This window comes from Acidobacteriota bacterium (genome assembly GCA_016703965.1).
Taxonomy (GTDB): domain Bacteria; phylum Acidobacteriota; class Blastocatellia; order Pyrinomonadales; family Pyrinomonadaceae; genus OLB17.
On sequence record JADJBB010000004.1, the window covers coordinates 386,899 to 401,779 of the forward strand.

A 14,881-nucleotide genomic window follows, 5' to 3' on the forward strand; every position below is an offset into this window, starting at 1 on the left:
TATCCCGGGGCCATTTTTCATACACATTTCTGCGTTCGCGGAATATTGAATTACTCCATTCCAGTAAAATCCAGATCAGACATACTGCCGTTGAACTGCATGATACGCGGGGCAAAACGGTAGCGTTTTGAGGCGACGCTGATGATGTACGTTTCCGCTATCCTGACGTTGTCGAACGAGTATAACCCGAATGAACTTGTCGTTGCGATCCTTCTGACATTTTGAGAGTCGATCAATGAAACAACTGCGTTTCTCAGAGGCAAGCCGTAGGCGGATAAAACCTTTCCGTGTGGGGGGGGCGGGGGGGGGCGCCGCCCCGGGGGGAGGGCCGGGCGGAGGGGGGGGGGGGGGGGGGGGGGGCCGAGGACGACGATCTGGCCCCGTTGGGGCTAAATGTCGGAATCATCCGCTTGTCCCGCCGCGGAACCGTCCGGATTCATTATGTATATCTCGGGGTAGCCGTCGCGGCCCGAGAAGAAGGCGACCTTGCTGCCATTTGGGCTAAATACCGGATGCTCGTCAAGAAAGGGAGCGACGAACGTAAGGCGAGTAAGCCCCCCGCCTGTTGAATTCATGAGATAAAGCTCACAATTCTGATCGCGCCAAGACTCAAAGACTATTCCGCTGCCGTCGGGGCTGAAGGTGGGTTGGTCATCCGTTGCCACATTGTCCGTAAGCCGCGTTTGGCCGCTGCCGTCGGCGTTCATCACATAGATCTCCTGATTCCCATCTCGAAAAGAAGAGAAAACGATGCGGGTTCCGTCGTAGCTGAAAGCCGGGTAACGGTCACTGAAGACACCATTCGTAAGCCGGGTTTGTCCGGAGCCATCGGCATTCATGACATAGATCTCTTCATTGCCGTCACGGGTGGACATAAAGGCTATCCGCGTTCCGTCTGAACTGAGTGACGGCTGCGTGTCATCTGCAAAATTATTGGTCAGTCTAGTTTGATTCGTGCCGTCCGGGTTCATGATGTAGACCTCGCTGTTTCCATCCCGATTCGAGGTAAAGGCGATCGCTTGTTTGGATCTGAGCGTATAGCGTGCAAGAGCAAAGACCGAATCAGTATCGCTGATATAGGCGGTTCCGCCCACAACAAGCTTTCCGTCATTCTGCTGAACGGAAGTGCAGGCAAAGCCATTCAATCCGGCAAAATCCGTCATCAGCGTACCATTAACGCCAAATGTCGTATCCAATGAGCCGTTTACGTTGTAGCGCGCGAGGCCGAATTGGGCATGAGGTATTTCGGGAAGTTCCCCATCTGTTCCTACTGGTATTTCGGTTAGTCCGGTCACTCCTGTCGCAACTATCTTTCCGTTTGGCTGAAGTATTAGGGAAAAAGCAATATCGTGACCGCTAAGATCAGTGGAAACCTTACCGCCTGATCCAAAAGAGCCGTCGAGCGTGCCGTTCGAGTTGTATCGAACCAATGCGAAGTCCTGGCTCAGGCTGCTTTTGGTACCAGCAGCTATGATCTTTCCGTCCGGCTGTGCTGCCACGGTTACCGCTATATCCTCACCAAAGATGTCCGTCACAACGATCCCGCCGTTACCGAAAGACGGATCGAGACCTCCATTGAGATCGTATCGAGCGACGGCAAAATCTCCTTCGCCAAATACATCTGGACGAGACCGTCCGGAGTCAAATAGAGTTGAATTTGTCGAACCGGCAACGACGATCTTTCCATCGGCTAAAACGGAACCGATGCCGATATCGTCGACGTTTCGACCTAAATCGGTGATCACCTTGCCGCCCACCCCAAAACTGGTATCCAAACTGCCGTCAGAGTTGTAGCAGGCCAAAGCAAAGTCATCCTCGTGGCCTTCGCTCCAACTTACGCCAACGGCCACTATCTTGCCGCCGGGTAGTAGAAGCAAACTATTGACCCCATCATGTTCACCACCAAAGTCGGTCGTCACCTTTCCGCCGACACCAAAGTCGCTATCAGGGCTACCGTCACTGTTGTATCGAGCTAAACCGAAATCATCGTCAAAGGGCGGATGTGAGGCGAGCCCGCCGACGAGGATCTTTCCATCCGGCTGCAGCTTAACGGCAAGGGCCATATCACGAAACCCGAAAAAATCGGTCGTAACCCTTCCGCCGGTACCAAAACTGGTATCTAAACTTCCGTCACATGATAGCGAGAGATAGCGACGTCAGCGAGGAACATTCCCGGTGTCGTGCTGCCAAAGAATGGCTGCCAGCCGGTGATGCCCGCGGCAACGATCTTTCCATCAGGCTGCAGAGCTAACCCCATGACTTGGTCCGGAACACCGGGCCTGAAATCGGTTGTTACTTTTCCGCCGCTGCCGAATGTTAGGTCAAGATCGCCAGCCGTAGCCCGACCTTATCAACGGGCACAGCCAAAGCCAGATGACCACGGCAAAAACGAGTAAGAGCTTTATTCGGATGATCGAAATGGTGCGGAGCGCACCGCTGGTCTGGAAGCGTATTCTTACGATAAATCTGTTCGATTTCATATAACCTCCCGGTTTTTGGCGGAGGTCTTTGAAGAGAAGTCGCTCTCTCCTTCGGCCTAGCCACTGCTATTCCCGGCGACTTCGCGGGAACGGCGTTTCAATTCTTCAAATTTCATCTCTCTTTTTTGCGCTAAAAACGATTGTGATATTTGATAGGGACCATAACTGAACGGCGTTCTGACCGATCCCACAGAAATTTGGCAAATTGATCCTTTTTCTCGCATTACAGAATTAATGCGCGCAAGGCGTGTGCCATTGGAATCCCGGGATTTTCGGCATAAATGCAAATAGAACATAAGCTGGGACTAAGCGAATACCGCTGGGCGCGATACTTTTCGCGGAGAATTCCACATCCCGCATGCTGTATAGAGATCAAAAAAGCCCGGGCTTCGAGGCCGGGCTTTTCTGTTTTGCTGTGAAAACAATACCGCTAAATCTTAGAATATGGATTCGTCAGTACCATCAAGACCATTAAGAGAATGAAATACGGAATCAAAACCGCTGCTCCGGGATAATCTTTCGCGATCCGTTGGCCAAAGAAAAGAGCAACAATTCCCGCGGCTCCGACAGCTGACGACCAAAAGATCAAAGCAGTCGTTCCCGCGACGAAGAAATAAACGATCCCCGCCGCACTCATCGATCCCGCCGCAAGCTCGATGACTGTGATCTTCGCGAGCATCAGCGGAACCAACGGGCCGAGAAACGTCTTGGCGAAATGGCCTTTCAGCCACTCGACATTTCCCTTCCAGTCGAAGACCTTGTCTAGGCCGGACTGGATGAACAATATCGCGACCAGCAACGCACCGAGCAGAGCGGGAAGGTTTTTGACTGTTTCGCCGAACTGCATTTACTTTCGAGCTTTCGCCATGATCGCTTCGATCTCGTCCGGATCTTTCGTGACGCCGGCAGTCAGGTTGATGTTGCCGGTTTCGGTGACGACCACATCGTCCTCGATGCGGACGCCGATGCCGCGGTATTTGGCTGGGGCGGATTTGTCATCGGGTGGAATGTAGAGTCCGGGCTCGACAGTTAGAGCCATTCCAGGAGCATATGGCCTCGACTGGCTGGCTTGTTGATCGATGTAATAGCGTCCGGCGTCGTGTACATCGAGGCCGAGCCAATGGCCGACACCGTGCATGTAGTATTTCAGGTATGCCTTTTTCTTGATCAGGTCCTGCGTTTTTCCTTTAAGCAGACCTAGCTGTTTCATGCCTTCGGTGAGCAGTTCGATCGAATATTCCTGACGCTTTTGATGCGTATTTCCAACCACAGTGAAATCGATGCATTTGCGCTGAACATCGAGCACAACGTCGTAAACCTCGCGCTGAGCTTTGGTGAATTTGCCGTTCACGGGAAATGTGCGTGTGATGTCCGACGCATAGCCTTCATACTGCGCTCCGGCGTCGATCAGGATCAGGTCGCCGTCTTTGAGCGGCATGTTGTTTTCAACGTAATGCAGGATCGTCGCATTGTCGCCGCCGCCGATGATCGAGTTGTACGCAACGCCCGACGCTCCGCGGTCTTTCATGTACGCTTCCATGAAAGACTCGACCTGGCCTTCGTTCATCCCGGGCTTAACTTTTTTCATAGCAAGCACGTGTGCTTCGGCGGCGATGTCGGCGGCCTTCTGCATCAGGGCGATCTCTTCCTTGTCTTTGTGAAGCCGCATTTCGCCGGTGATGATCGTCGGATCTTTGATCGTGTGTGGCGGATATGCTGTTTTCAGACGGCGAACACGCTGCTCGGTCAGATAGCCGAGGATCGCCTGGTCGAGCTTAGAATCGACCGCGAAGCGATAATAAAGTACGTCATGTCCGTCGAGTATCTTGCCAAGATCGGCGGGGAATTTCTCGATCGAAAATGCTTTATCAGCACCGTAATTCTTCACCGCACCTTCGACACCCTGGCGGCGGCCGTACCACGTTTCCATCAGCGGGTCGCGTGGACGAACGTATAGCGTGAACGGCTTTTTCGCGTTCGGGTTGATAACGGCGATCGCGTCCGGTTCCGGAAACCCGGTCAGATATCGAAAATCGGGGTCCTGATGAAACTTGAACTCAGTATCATAGCTTCGGGTAACTTCGTGTGCCGCCGGAATGATCGCAATGGAATTCTCATCCATCTGCTCGATAAATCGCTTTAATTGGTTACGCATAATGACAAAAGTGTAACCCAAAGCAGCAACTCGGCAAAGAGAGGGATACGCTCAATTGTTGACCGATCCACGCGTCTCACTTCAGTGGACAAAGTGAGACGGCTTAAAATGTTCTTTTTCAGGTACTTACGGTTAAATATCGTCTCATTTGCAAAAATTACAACGTCATCAGTGAGACGGAGCCTTTCGACGGATCGGCCAATACCTCGTCTGCGATTCTGCATTAGCAAATTGTTGCACACATAAGACATTTTGTCAAGTACGGATAGATAGAAAGATAGTGCCGAAAAGCTACCGAGTGTTCGCAATTTCCCGCACCATCTGCGTTCCTGCTCTGTAAATTGCTGTTATAATTCTCGGCAAATTGCTCGAGAAAAGGAGAGATAGAAATGAAGAAGATATTATTGCTCGCCGCCGTTGCTCTGATCGCAACAACAGCAGCTTTTGCTGACATTGCTCGTCCGGAAAAATCGCCTAATAGTGTCGAAAAGCCCAAACCGGGCGTCTCCACGACGATGGAGATCATGATGGACAAATCCGCGAAAGAAGCAAAATTGCTTATTCCCAAATCGCAGATCAAACAGCTCCGAGCCGAACTCGAAACACTCGACGACGACAACGGCAACACTGCCGCCGCGACCGGCGGATTCACCCGTTTGCAGACGATCGTCAGCGGAGCGTTTTTAAGCCTGGCCTTCGTTTTTGGCGGAATGTGGTTCGTGCGTTCCGGCAAGGCTTCGACAAAAGGCGGCAAAGCTCTCGCGGCTGCTGCAATTCTGGGCGGCATCGGAGCGGCGACGACCGTCGTTTTCGCAAACGTCGGCCCACCACCAGCCGCTCGTAACATTACGAGTAAGCTGTTCGATCAAAAGATCTTCAAGCCATACGGCTTTGCGTACGGCAAGATCAAGATCGAGACGACCGAAGGCAATCAGGTCAAGCTGATCGTTCCGGATGTCACGGAAACTCCCGCCGGCGAATAATCAATGCAGGAGATCAGCAGCGCCAGGATTGAGTTCACAAGCGCACACGTCTTTTTGGGCGCGTTCGTGGCGGCGTGTGCGATTGCGGCCGTCCTGATCGGGAGCTTTCCGCTCGGGGCGTCGATCGTGACGATCTTTTTGTTTGCGGGTGTTCACAATGTGATGGAATTTCGCTATTTCGTCGCACGAATGCCGCTCCGTTGGGGACGATCGAGAGTTTTTTACACAGTTGGTATCGGCGGCGTGATCGTGCTGGCGGCGTCATATCTGACGCTCTATTTCGCGAGCGGCAACTGGTTGTGGAGCAGCGAAAGCTGGGCGGTTTTTGCGGCTTCGTGGAACACGGCTTTCGTGCTATGGCTCGGGCTTTTATTCTATCTCCGGGGCAAACAGCGGCCAAAAAGCGATTGGGCGTGGGCATTTCCGGCAGCGTTTCTGCTCGCGGCTCTGGCGTGGATCGTACCGCAATATTGGAGCCTGGCTCTGGTTTACATTCACCCGTTCGTCGCGATGTGGTTTCTCGAACGCCAGATACGCCGCACAAGACCGGACTGGCTGCGGGCATATCATTTCTGCCTTGCCTCAATTCCAGTTTTTGTCGTAACGCTCTGGTTCGCGATCGGCAGCCAGCCAAATCTCTCGGAGGACACAAACCTTTTCTGGCGGATCACACAGCACGCTGGAAGCCAGATACTACCGGGCATTTCGAGCCATTTTCTGGTTGCGACGCACGTTTTTCTCGAATCCATCCATTACTTTGTCTGGATATTGCTGATACCGCTGATCGATCGTCGGGCGATACCGTGGAAACTGAGCGAGATACCGCTTTTTCGTAGCAAAGGTGGTTTTCCAAAGTTGGTTGGGCTTGCCTTGGCGGTCGCGATGGCGGTCGCGATTGCTCTTTGGGCTGGATTTTCGGTCGACTACACGATTACGCGCGATATTTATTTTGCATTCGCCATTGGACACGTTCTGGCAGAGTTTCCGTTCCTTATAAAAATGCTTTAGCCCGCGAATATACGCGAAAGAACGCGAAAAGCTTTTTCAGAAATCTTTCGCGTTTTTTCGCGTATTTCGCGGGTAAATCCTTATGATCCTTTTTGACGAGGTCAGTTTTGTTCAGACGCAGAATCTGCCGCTGGGTGAGCTGTGGTATTTTTTGCCCTTTGGTTATCTGGTGACGATCCTGATCGAGACGCCGGTGCTGCTCGTCGGGCTATCGCCAAAGGTGGCGATAGTTCAGCGGTTGCGGTGCGGCGTTTGGCTGACGGCGTGTACTTATCCGATCGTGGTTCTGGTGCTTCCGGCGATCTTTTTTGATCAGTCGAGGGCGTTGTATCTGACGGTGGCAGAGATATTCGCTCCCGTTGCCGAGTGCTTTCTGTTTTGGCTCGCGTTTCGCGGTAAAGATCTGCTCGAATCAAAAGATTGGATACGCTGCATGATAGCGATCATCATCGCGAATCTTGCGTCGTTCGGATTTGGCGAGATAATGAATGCATACGGCTGGTTTGGCCTTTTTTGAGGTTATGCGAAGTTTACGGTTTTCATTCACATTTCTTTGGGTGCTTTTTGCAGCGAGCTTTTGCTTCGGGCAAACAGCTTACGAAACCTATTCGAACGCCCGCTTTGAGTACGATCTAAAGTATCCCGCGGATATCTTTACGCCTCAGGAAGAAGCTCAAAACAGCGACGGACGTGCTTTTCATTCGAAAGACGGTACTGCAAAAGTTCTGGTTTGGGGACAATACAATGCTCTTTTAAAAACTCTCAAAACAGCCTACAACGCTGATCTAAAAAGCCATCCGAAAGGAGTCAGCTATAAAACTCTGCTGAAAGACGGGTACGTCATCTCGGGCGTAAGCGGCGGCAAGATCTTTTATCAAAAGACGATGCTCAATGGAAAAGACGGCGATGGCGGAGCTGTTTTTGCGACGTTCTTGATCGAATACAAAGCGGCTGACAAAACAAAGTTCGATCCCATAGTCCGCAAGATGGCCGCATCGTTCAAATTCAACTAAATGCCGCCATCGGAACAACAATTACGCATCACCGAGATCTTTCTCTCGATCCAGGGCGAATCGTCGCACGCCGGGCGGCCGTGCTCGTTCGTGCGTCTCACCGGCTGCCCGATGCGTTGCGTTTGGTGCGACAGCGAATACACTTTCACCGGCGGCGAAAAGATGTCGTTTGACGAGATCTTCGCAAAGCTCGATGAATTCGGATGCAAACTCGTCGAGGTCACCGGCGGCGAACCGCTGGCTCAAAAGAACGTATTTCCATTCATCACGGAGCTCTGCGACCGCGGTTACGAGGTGCTGATCGAAACCGGCGGCTTTGTCTCCACCGAAAATGTCGATGAACGGGCCAAGATCATTCTCGACATAAAATGCCCTACATCCGGCGAAGCCGAACGCAATCACTGGTCGAATCTTGAACGGCTTCGAGCTGAAAGAGATGAGGTAAAATTCGTCGTTTCGGATCTCGACGATTGGGAATTTGCGAAGGAAATGATCGCGAAATACGATCTCGTAAGCAAAACCAAGGAGATTCTGATCTCGCCGGTTCACGGTATAGATATGCGGCCACTCGCCGAAGCCGTTGCGGCGAGCGGATTACGGGTTCGATTTAATTTGCAGCTTCATAAATACGTTTGGGGACCCGATATTCACGGAGTTTAGTGTTGCCGCTTTCGCGGAACTTCGAGTAGTTCGGTCGAATGTTCGGTAACGCTTGCGGGCGTGAAAATGCTGTCTTCGAGCAGTTTGTTGGTGGTGACCTTTTCGATCTCGCCTTCATTGTCGGGAAATGGAAGGCGCGGGTTGAGTTTGTCGAAATTGACAAACTGCTTATAGTTAAAACAATAGACAGAGAACAGCCCGAAAAGCAGCAGGGCCGCAAAAGCTGCGTAAAACAGCACATCGGGGCCAAAAAGAATGACCTTGTATTGAAACGCTTTAACGATCAGCATCGAAAGGCCGACGATCGCCGCGATCGAAAGCGAGAAGACACCGACGATCTCAAACGCGCGTATGCGCCGTGCTATTTTCGCGTACTCTTCGGACGGGAATTGTTCGGCCACATTTTTCGCGATAGCGTCGAGCTTTAGTCCGCAGCGGCGGCAGAAGCTGTGATCATCGGCATTCGGAGCTGCACAGTTTGGGCAAAACATCTCGGCGCATTATACGCTTTTCCGTGAAAGTGAGTTCCTTGTTTAGAAATTTATGATAGCGATCTGTCTCATCTCAGGTGGAATGGATTCGTGCGTTACGGCTGCTATTGCCGCCAGAGAATCGGACGAACTCGCCTTTTTGCACATTTCATACGGCCAGCGGACCGAGGCTCGCGAGCGAAAGGCATTCAATGATATCGCCGCTCATTACGGCGTCGAAAAACGCCTCGACATCTCGATCGAGCATCTTGCCAAGATCGGCGGCTCTTCTCTGACCGATGCGTCGATCGCTGTTTCCGAAGCCGACCTTTCATCGCAAGAAATCCCAACCAGCTACGTTCCTTTTCGTAACGCCAACATGCTCGCGATCGCCGTGAGCTGGGCGGAGGTTTTGGGAGCGTCGGCGATCTATATTGGAGCGGTCGCCGAAGATTCGAGCGGTTATCCGGATTGCCGGCCAGAATTTTACGCGGCTTTTCAGCAAACGATAGACACGGGAACGAAACCCGATACACATATTCAGATCCGAACACCGATCATAGAGCTTTCAAAGGCCGAGATCGTCAAAAAAGGGCTTGAATTATCTGCTCCGCTCGAATTAAGTTGGTCGTGTTATCGTAATGAGATCGACGCCTGCGGTACTTGTGACTCATGTGCTCTGAGGCTGCGGGGATTTGAGATGGCAGGCCTTCTGGATCCTATAAATTATGTCTAGAAATACCCACCCGCTACGGTGGTATCGACCGATACAGACGGAGAAGAAAATGAGAATAAAGCCATCACTCGTTATTGCAGTAATGATCGCGATCTCTGCGGTCTGCGTTACGGCCCAAAAAACCACAAAATTCACATCAAGCTACACCAATCTTAGCGGCAAAGCGTGCAAATTCTATCCCGGCGGCGAAGGACAAGACGGCATGTCTCTCTGCAAGGGTCCCGGTAAATATCAGGTTCGAATATACTCGTCCGCCACGATGACGCACATCGTTGCCGAACTAAAGGGAACCGACAATTCGTATTCACTCGCTAGTGTTAGCCTTGACTTCAACCAAGCCAGGTCGAACGTCGAATGGCGGCTCGCCAACGGCGTGCCTTTTGCCGCGATCTTTCGAGCCCCGACCTACGGCGAGCCAAACGAATTTGGCGGGCCCGGCAAGAAAACCGGCGAGCAACTCGTCGTCGTCGGCCTCAAAGGCCATGACGACATCGAGGCGACAATTGACGCAAAAACGCCGAATGCCAATGCCAAGGCTCGCGAGGCAGCGGATACTAAATTTTGGAAAAAAGATTAAACGAGCTCAGCTCGCTTTTGTTCGAGTTCGGCTATACGGGTACGCAGTTTTTCGATCTCAGAATCGATCTCGGCGAGGCCCGTTTCTTTTTGGCTTAGCTTATGAAATACAGGCGTCACGATGGTCAGCGCCGCGATCACGATCGACAGGACGCCCATCGTGCGAGCCACCCAATTGTCGGATGGGTCGAAATGAGTCCAAATGATCCAGAGCAAAATGGCCGTCAGGGACCAAACCGCTCCGTGGATCGCCCACCGGGACCATGCAAACCGCCGATCCAGGCTTGCCAGGGACAGCAGCGAAATGTGCGAACAAGCCGTGGCGAGCAACGTCACCGTCAAAAGGACCTCTGTGAAATAACCCGAATGGACCGTTCCGTACCAGATCAGGAAGATCCACATTATAGCCGATGCGATCGCCAGCAAGATCCCGGTGGTCGGCAGCCATCGAACCCGTTTCACTTCAAGATAGGCTCCGCATGCAAGGCCCAGAATGCTGGTTACCGTTATCGTTCCGGTAGTCAGTAAAACCTTTGTTTCAAACTCACCGAAATTTCCAAGGAGTATCACTACAATGCCGATCAGCGCACTGACGCTGACGGACGCGATCAAGATATAGAGGAAAAGCCTTTTAGTGTTCATCACGACACCTCCGAAGTTGCTTCCCCAATAATACGCTTTTCCCTCAGCAGCGGTTCGGAATAAAAGAGCTAGATCGAAAGACGTTCGCGGTCGATATTTAGATCAGGGATATCTCCTAATGCCGCAAACGCCACATCTTTCGTCTTAAAGTACTCTTGAGCAAGCGCGTGGATATCGTCGACTAAAACGGCGTTAAGATTCCCGAGCGACTCTTCCAATGAGATCTGGCGGCCGTGGATCATCTCCGCCTGAGCAAGCGTCGCGGCACGCGCAGCGGAATCCTCAAGGCTGAGTAGGATCGACGCGGTAGTTTGCTGTTTGGCGAGATCGAGTTCGTCCTGAGTCACGCCGTTCTTTACCACATCCCGCATCTCCGCTATCACCAGATCGACGACCTCTGCGACTTGTTCGGGCGAGGTTCCCGCAAAGACCGAGAACATCCCGCAATCCTGATACATTATCGCCGACGCCCCGACACTGTAAGCAAGCCCGCGTTCCTCACGCACCTTCTGCCACAGCCGGCTCGAAGTTCCTCCGCCAACGATATTCGCTAGCAGATCCGCTGCATAACGGCTCTTGTGCGCCGCTCCTACGAGCGGAGTTGCAATTATCATGTGCGCTTGTTCGAGATTCTTGTTTTGCTTGATCAAGATCGGGGCTCCAACCACTGGAGGGTGAGCATCCCTGCTCGCCCGTGGTTTTACTTCAGACGAAAACGCCTTTTCCGCCAGTCCGACTATCTGATCGTGATCAATATTTCCCGCTGCCGCAATGACTAAATTGCCGGCATGATATGTATCCAGATGATATTTCTTCGTGATCTCGCGGTTAAAACTCTTGACGATCTTCGGAGTTCCGGCGATGTTCAGCCCAAGCGGATGTTCCGGAAAAAAGGCCTCGCTGAAAAGCTCACCGAGATATTCCTCCGGCGAATCCTCGACCATCTTCATCTCTTCGATGATCACCTTTTGCTCACTTTTAAGATCGGCTTCGTCAAACCTCGGGTTGGCGAGAATATCGGCGATCAGGTCGAATGCATTGGGCAACTGGTCATCAATAACCTTGATCGCAAAACCAGTTTCCTCGTGCGAGGTAAAAGCGTCGAGATTGCCGCCTAGCCGGTCTTGTTCGATCGCAATTTCCAGAGCCGAACGTCGTTCTGTGCCCTTAAAAACGGTGTGTTCGATAAAATGCGAAATGCCGTTCAGCTCGGCGGGTTCCTGCCTCGAGCCGACGCGAAAGAAAAAACCGAGAGTAGCTGAGCGCACTCCCGGCATTCGATCTGTAAGTACTGTAAGTCCGTTTGAGAGCCGTGTTTCCCTGATTTCTTCCTTCATGTGCGAAGAGAAGAGACTAGCACGATGGCCTGCGTTTTTGAAACCATAACGCCGGCGAGTTATCGAACCTTTTTGACCGAGAGCGTCGCCATCTTCGGAAAAGCGACCATTTTCACATTCTCGCCCGGACGCGGCGAGAGGTCGACGAATTGTATCTCGTAACCGTAAATAGTAACGCTGTCAGGTTTTAGCCCACTATTCAGCTCGATCGTTTTCGCCGCCATTTTGCCTTTCGAAACCGATATCTTGATCTTCGCATTGCCCGCCCAGACACACTGGGCGTTTATTGGACAACGCGAATCTTCGACCACCGACACAAGCTTTATGGCAAGCCGGCCCCCGGCTGCATTTTTCATTTCCCCAACGCGAACCTTTACAGTTTCGGGCTCCTTGGCCGACGCAAGAGCCGCAAGTCCAAAGATCGTAATAAACATCAGAGTAAGGATTTTCATAGTTCCCTCCAACGGAACGGCAATTAGCGTTCCCATGCTTAGAACGATCCAGACTGGACGGAGTTGCAGGCGATCGAGGTCAGGCTTTTATCTTCTCTTCGATCGCCCGGGCGAATTCATTGGTTTTTGCGTTTCCGCCGAGGTCTTTGGTGATCCATTTTCCTTCTTTGAATACATCGAAGAGAGCAGTCTCAAATTTCTGGGCTGCGTCTTTTTCGCCGATGTAGTGGAGCATTTGGATCGCCGAAAGCATCAGAGCCGTTGGATTTGCAATACCTTGTCCCGCGATGTCGGGTGCCGAGCCGTGAACTGCCTCGAAAACGGCTCCGAGTTCGCCGATATTTGCGCCCGGAGCGAGGCCCAGACCGCCGATCAGCCCCGCACACAGGTCGGAGAGGATGTCGCCGTAGAGATTTTCCATGACCATGACGTCAAACTGCTCCGGCCGCATAACGAGCTGCATACAGCAGTTGTCGATGATCTTGTCGTCTGCCTCGATATCAGGAAAATCCTTTGCGACCTTGTAAAAACACTCGAGGAAGAGACCGTCCGAGAGCTTCATGATGTTGGCTTTGTGAATCGCGGTAACCTTCTTTCGGCCATTGTCACGTGCGTATTCAAATGCGTATTTCGCAATTCGTGTCGACGCTTTTTCGGTGATGATCTTAAGCGATTCGACCACGCCGGGCACGACGATGTGTTCGAGACCGGAATATAGCCCCTCGGTATTTTCGCGGACGATGACAAGGTCAAGCTCAGGATAGCGGCATTCGATATTCGGCAGAGCCTTGACCGGACGAACATTTGCGTAAAGATCAAGCGCACGCCGCAGCCCAACGTTGACCGAGGTAAAGCCCTTGCCGACCGGTGTCATGATCGGACCTTTTAGCGATACCTTCGTGCGCCGCATCGCGTCGATCGATGCCTGAGGCAGCGTTTCGCCGTATTTCTCAAGTGCCTGAGCACCGAGGATCTGTGTTTCCCATTCGATATCAACGCCAGTCGCCTCAATAACGCGAACCGTCGCCGCCGTGATCTCCGGCCCAATGCCGTCGCCCGGAATAAGTGTAATAGTGTGTTTTGCCATAATTTCGCCAAGGCCGAGTTTAAGCCTAAATACCCATTGTAGTAAATCAGTGTTAGTTATATTAAATTGCCTATCTTATTCGCTAGCCGGCTCGTTTTTTACCAGCCACTTCTTTATCATCAAGTTTTACGATGTCATTTACTGACCAACAAAAAATACTGATCATCGGCGGCGGAATTATTGGACTGTCGATAGCCCGCGAGTTGCACAAATGCGGTGCCCGGCACATTACACTCATCGAAAAAGGCCTCTGCGGCGAGGAAGCCTCGTGGGCGGCCGGCGGAATGCTCGGGCCGCAGGCTGAGGCGGATGAGGCTGGTGCTTTCTTTGATATTTGTTCAGCGTCGCGTGATCTTTATCCGGAATTTGCGGCGGAATTGCTCGATGGGACAGGAATCGACATCGAGCTTGACCGCAGCGGCACGCTTTATCTCGCATTCAGCGACGAAGACGTCCGTGAAGTACGCGAGCGATACGAATGGCAGCGGGCGGCTGGGATGAAGGTCGAGCACTGGCCGGCAGACGATGCCCGGCGGGCTGAACCATTCATATCGCCGGATGTGCGCGAAGCTTTGTTCTTTCCTGACGATTGGCAGATCGAGAATAGAAAACTGCTCGCCGCATTACGCCGTTACGCGGATCTCAATGGCATCGAGATCCGCGAGAATATGCAGATCGAACGGCTCTGCGTTGAAGACGGAATTGTTACTGGTGCTGAGACGGACAATGAAAAACTCGCGGCCGACGTTACCATACTTGCAACCGGTGCGTGGACGTCGCTCATCAAACTTGGGGTCGCGGAAATGCCGTTCAAGATCGAGCCGATCCGCGGTCAGGTAATAGCGTTTCAAACGGCAAAACGCCTCTTTCAGCGAGTCATCTACAGCCCGCGAGGTTACATCGTGCCGCGAGCCGACGGGCGGATCCTAGCTGGTTCAACGACCGAAAGGGCCGGTTTTGATAAGGAATTAACGGAGACGGCCGCTGGTTCCCTGCGTGAAATGGCGAGCGAGATCGCACCGAGTACCTATGGCCTTACGACTTCAGATCATTGGTCGGGACTCCGTCCGGCGGCCGCCGACAAAATGCCGGTTGTCGGCCGACTGAACAGCGTGGGCGGCCTGGTCATCGCGACGGCTCATTACCGAAACGGTATTCTGCTCGCCCCTTGGACCGCAGAAACCGTAGCAAGAAGCGTGTTCAACCATACCGTATCAGCCCTCCCCGATGCCTTCAGCCCGGATCGCTTTCGGCTTCGACGCGTAAGCACGAGCAGCTGAAT

The 14,881-nt window shown here is 52.5% G+C and carries 19 protein-coding genes and 1 pseudogene; 8 read left to right on the forward strand and 12 right to left on the reverse strand.

Features of this window, described 5'->3' with window-relative positions:
* Positions 1-50: 50 nt before the first annotated feature.
* The 7 genes and pseudogenes from IPG22_04605 to IPG22_04635 all read right to left on the reverse strand — a co-directional run bounded on the left by IPG22_04605 (position 51) and on the right by IPG22_04635 (position 4,635).
* The gene (locus IPG22_04605; protein ID MBK6587581.1) at positions 51-236 is read right to left on the reverse strand and encodes a hypothetical protein; all 186 of its coding nucleotides are present in this window, start codon (positions 234-236) and stop codon (positions 51-53) included.
* A gap of 153 nt (positions 237-389) precedes the next feature.
* A complete protein-coding gene (locus IPG22_04610) occupies positions 390-2,063 on the reverse strand; it encodes a PD40 domain-containing protein (protein MBK6587582.1) in 1,674 nt (557 codons plus the stop codon).
* A gap of 15 nt (positions 2,064-2,078) precedes the next feature.
* Positions 2,079-2,141: pseudogene (locus IPG22_04615) on the reverse strand (hypothetical protein).
* Positions 2,120-2,257 (reverse strand): hypothetical protein, encoded by a 138-nt coding sequence (locus IPG22_04620; GenBank protein ID MBK6587583.1) that lies wholly within the window; start codon positions 2,255-2,257, stop codon positions 2,120-2,122. Before IPG22_04620 ends, IPG22_04615 begins: the two are co-directional and overlap by 22 nt.
* 64 nt (positions 2,258-2,321) lie before the next feature.
* Positions 2,322-2,480: a hypothetical protein gene (locus tag IPG22_04625; GenBank protein ID MBK6587584.1), complete on the reverse strand. Its 159-nt coding sequence runs from the start codon at positions 2,478-2,480 to the stop codon at positions 2,322-2,324.
* A gap of 430 nt (positions 2,481-2,910) precedes the next feature.
* Entirely contained in the window at positions 2,911-3,327 is a 417-nt protein-coding gene (locus IPG22_04630; GenBank protein MBK6587585.1) for a DoxX family membrane protein, read from the reverse strand.
* Positions 3,328-4,635: an aminopeptidase P N-terminal domain-containing protein gene (locus tag IPG22_04635; GenBank protein ID MBK6587586.1), complete on the reverse strand. Its 1,308-nt coding sequence runs from the start codon at positions 4,633-4,635 to the stop codon at positions 3,328-3,330.
* 389 nt (positions 4,636-5,024) lie between these two features.
* On the opposite strand from IPG22_04635, the gene IPG22_04640 reads away from it, so the two are divergent.
* The 5 genes from IPG22_04640 (at position 5,025) to IPG22_04660 (ending at position 8,299) form a co-directional block, all read left to right on the forward strand.
* Positions 5,025-5,618 (forward strand): hypothetical protein, encoded by a 594-nt coding sequence (locus tag IPG22_04640; GenBank protein MBK6587587.1) that lies wholly within the window; start codon positions 5,025-5,027, stop codon positions 5,616-5,618.
* A 3-nt stretch (positions 5,619-5,621) separates the two neighbouring features.
* Positions 5,622-6,626 carry a hypothetical protein gene (locus IPG22_04645; protein ID MBK6587588.1) on the forward strand — a complete coding sequence of 335 codons (1,005 nt, stop codon included), beginning with the start codon at positions 5,622-5,624 and terminating at the stop codon, positions 6,624-6,626.
* Between the two features lie 151 nt (positions 6,627-6,777).
* A complete protein-coding gene (locus tag IPG22_04650; GenBank protein ID MBK6587589.1) occupies positions 6,778-7,143 on the forward strand; it encodes a hypothetical protein in 366 nt (121 codons plus the stop codon).
* Positions 7,144-7,147: 4 nt separating this feature from the next.
* Positions 7,148-7,639 (forward strand): hypothetical protein, encoded by a 492-nt coding sequence (locus IPG22_04655; protein MBK6587590.1) that lies wholly within the window; start codon positions 7,148-7,150, stop codon positions 7,637-7,639.
* Positions 7,640-8,299, forward strand: coding sequence for a radical SAM protein (locus tag IPG22_04660; protein ID MBK6587591.1), 660 nt, complete (start codon positions 7,640-7,642; stop codon positions 8,297-8,299). It begins immediately after the preceding gene.
* Here IPG22_04660 and IPG22_04665 read toward each other — a convergent pair.
* A complete protein-coding gene (locus IPG22_04665; protein MBK6587592.1) occupies positions 8,296-8,790 on the reverse strand; it encodes a zinc ribbon domain-containing protein in 495 nt (164 codons plus the stop codon). The two genes, IPG22_04660 and IPG22_04665, sit on opposite strands and share 4 nt — an antisense overlap.
* Positions 8,791-8,842: 52 nt before the next feature.
* Here IPG22_04665 and queC point away from each other — a divergent pair, with 52 nt between their 5' ends.
* Positions 8,843-9,505: a 7-cyano-7-deazaguanine synthase QueC gene (queC, locus tag IPG22_04670; protein ID MBK6587593.1), complete on the forward strand. Its 663-nt coding sequence runs from the start codon at positions 8,843-8,845 to the stop codon at positions 9,503-9,505.
* A 49-nt stretch (positions 9,506-9,554) separates the two neighbouring features.
* The gene (locus IPG22_04675; protein MBK6587594.1) at positions 9,555-10,082 is read left to right on the forward strand and encodes a hypothetical protein; all 528 of its coding nucleotides are present in this window, start codon (positions 9,555-9,557) and stop codon (positions 10,080-10,082) included.
* Here IPG22_04675 and IPG22_04680 read toward each other — a convergent pair.
* The 4 genes from IPG22_04680 to IPG22_04695 form a co-directional block, all read right to left on the reverse strand.
* The gene (locus IPG22_04680) at positions 10,079-10,723 is read right to left on the reverse strand and encodes a hypothetical protein (protein MBK6587595.1); all 645 of its coding nucleotides are present in this window, start codon (positions 10,721-10,723) and stop codon (positions 10,079-10,081) included. The genes IPG22_04675 and IPG22_04680 overlap by 4 nt on opposite strands.
* 68 nt (positions 10,724-10,791) lie before the next feature.
* On the reverse strand, positions 10,792-12,060 hold the full coding sequence (locus tag IPG22_04685) for an insulinase family protein (protein MBK6587596.1): 1,269 nt from the start codon (positions 12,058-12,060) through the stop codon (positions 10,792-10,794).
* A gap of 59 nt (positions 12,061-12,119) precedes the next feature.
* A complete protein-coding gene (locus IPG22_04690; GenBank protein MBK6587597.1) occupies positions 12,120-12,512 on the reverse strand; it encodes a hypothetical protein in 393 nt (130 codons plus the stop codon).
* Positions 12,513-12,591: 79 nt separating this feature from the next.
* A complete protein-coding gene (locus IPG22_04695) occupies positions 12,592-13,599 on the reverse strand; it encodes an isocitrate dehydrogenase (NAD(+)) (protein ID MBK6587598.1) in 1,008 nt (335 codons plus the stop codon).
* Between the two features lie 131 nt (positions 13,600-13,730).
* On the opposite strand from IPG22_04695, the gene thiO reads away from it, so the two are divergent.
* Complete coding sequence (thiO, locus tag IPG22_04700; GenBank protein MBK6587599.1) at positions 13,731-14,879, forward strand: glycine oxidase ThiO; 1,149 nt, start codon at positions 13,731-13,733, stop codon at positions 14,877-14,879.
* The last annotated feature ends 2 nt before the right edge of the window (positions 14,880-14,881 follow it).

Excerpts from the sequence above, each read along its gene's own strand:
- IPG22_04620 (MBK6587583.1), bottom strand. The coding sequence starts at position 2,257 with ATGGGGTTAGCTCTGCAGCCTGATGGAAAGATCGTTGCCGCGGGCATC.
- IPG22_04640 (MBK6587587.1), top strand. The coding sequence starts at position 5,025 with ATGAAGAAGATATTATTGCTCGCCGCCGTTGCTCTGATCGCAACAACA.
- IPG22_04635 (MBK6587586.1), bottom strand. The coding sequence starts at position 4,635 with ATGCGTAACCAATTAAAGCGATTTATCGAGCAGATGGATGAGAATTCC.
- IPG22_04610 (MBK6587582.1), bottom strand. The coding sequence starts at position 2,063 with ATGGCCCTTGCCGTTAAGCTGCAGCCGGATGGAAAGATCCTCGTCGGC.
- IPG22_04660 (MBK6587591.1), top strand. The coding sequence starts at position 7,640 with ATGCCGCCATCGGAACAACAATTACGCATCACCGAGATCTTTCTCTCG.
- IPG22_04690 (MBK6587597.1), bottom strand. The coding sequence starts at position 12,512 with ATGAAAATCCTTACTCTGATGTTTATTACGATCTTTGGACTTGCGGCT.
- IPG22_04695 (MBK6587598.1), bottom strand. The coding sequence starts at position 13,599 with ATGGCAAAACACACTATTACACTTATTCCGGGCGACGGCATTGGGCCG.
- IPG22_04625 (MBK6587584.1), bottom strand. The coding sequence starts at position 2,480 with ATGAAATCGAACAGATTTATCGTAAGAATACGCTTCCAGACCAGCGGT.
- IPG22_04655 (MBK6587590.1), top strand. The coding sequence starts at position 7,148 with ATGCGAAGTTTACGGTTTTCATTCACATTTCTTTGGGTGCTTTTTGCA.
- IPG22_04680 (MBK6587595.1), bottom strand. The coding sequence starts at position 10,723 with ATGAACACTAAAAGGCTTTTCCTCTATATCTTGATCGCGTCCGTCAGC.
- thiO (MBK6587599.1), top strand. The coding sequence starts at position 13,731 with ATGTCATTTACTGACCAACAAAAAATACTGATCATCGGCGGCGGAATT.
- queC (MBK6587593.1), top strand. The coding sequence starts at position 8,843 with ATGATAGCGATCTGTCTCATCTCAGGTGGAATGGATTCGTGCGTTACG.
- IPG22_04665 (MBK6587592.1), bottom strand. The coding sequence starts at position 8,790 with ATGTTTTGCCCAAACTGTGCAGCTCCGAATGCCGATGATCACAGCTTC.
- IPG22_04645 (MBK6587588.1), top strand. The coding sequence starts at position 5,622 with ATGCAGGAGATCAGCAGCGCCAGGATTGAGTTCACAAGCGCACACGTC.
- IPG22_04675 (MBK6587594.1), top strand. The coding sequence starts at position 9,555 with ATGAGAATAAAGCCATCACTCGTTATTGCAGTAATGATCGCGATCTCT.
- IPG22_04630 (MBK6587585.1), bottom strand. The coding sequence starts at position 3,327 with ATGCAGTTCGGCGAAACAGTCAAAAACCTTCCCGCTCTGCTCGGTGCG.
- IPG22_04685 (MBK6587596.1), bottom strand. The coding sequence starts at position 12,060 with ATGAAGGAAGAAATCAGGGAAACACGGCTCTCAAACGGACTTACAGTA.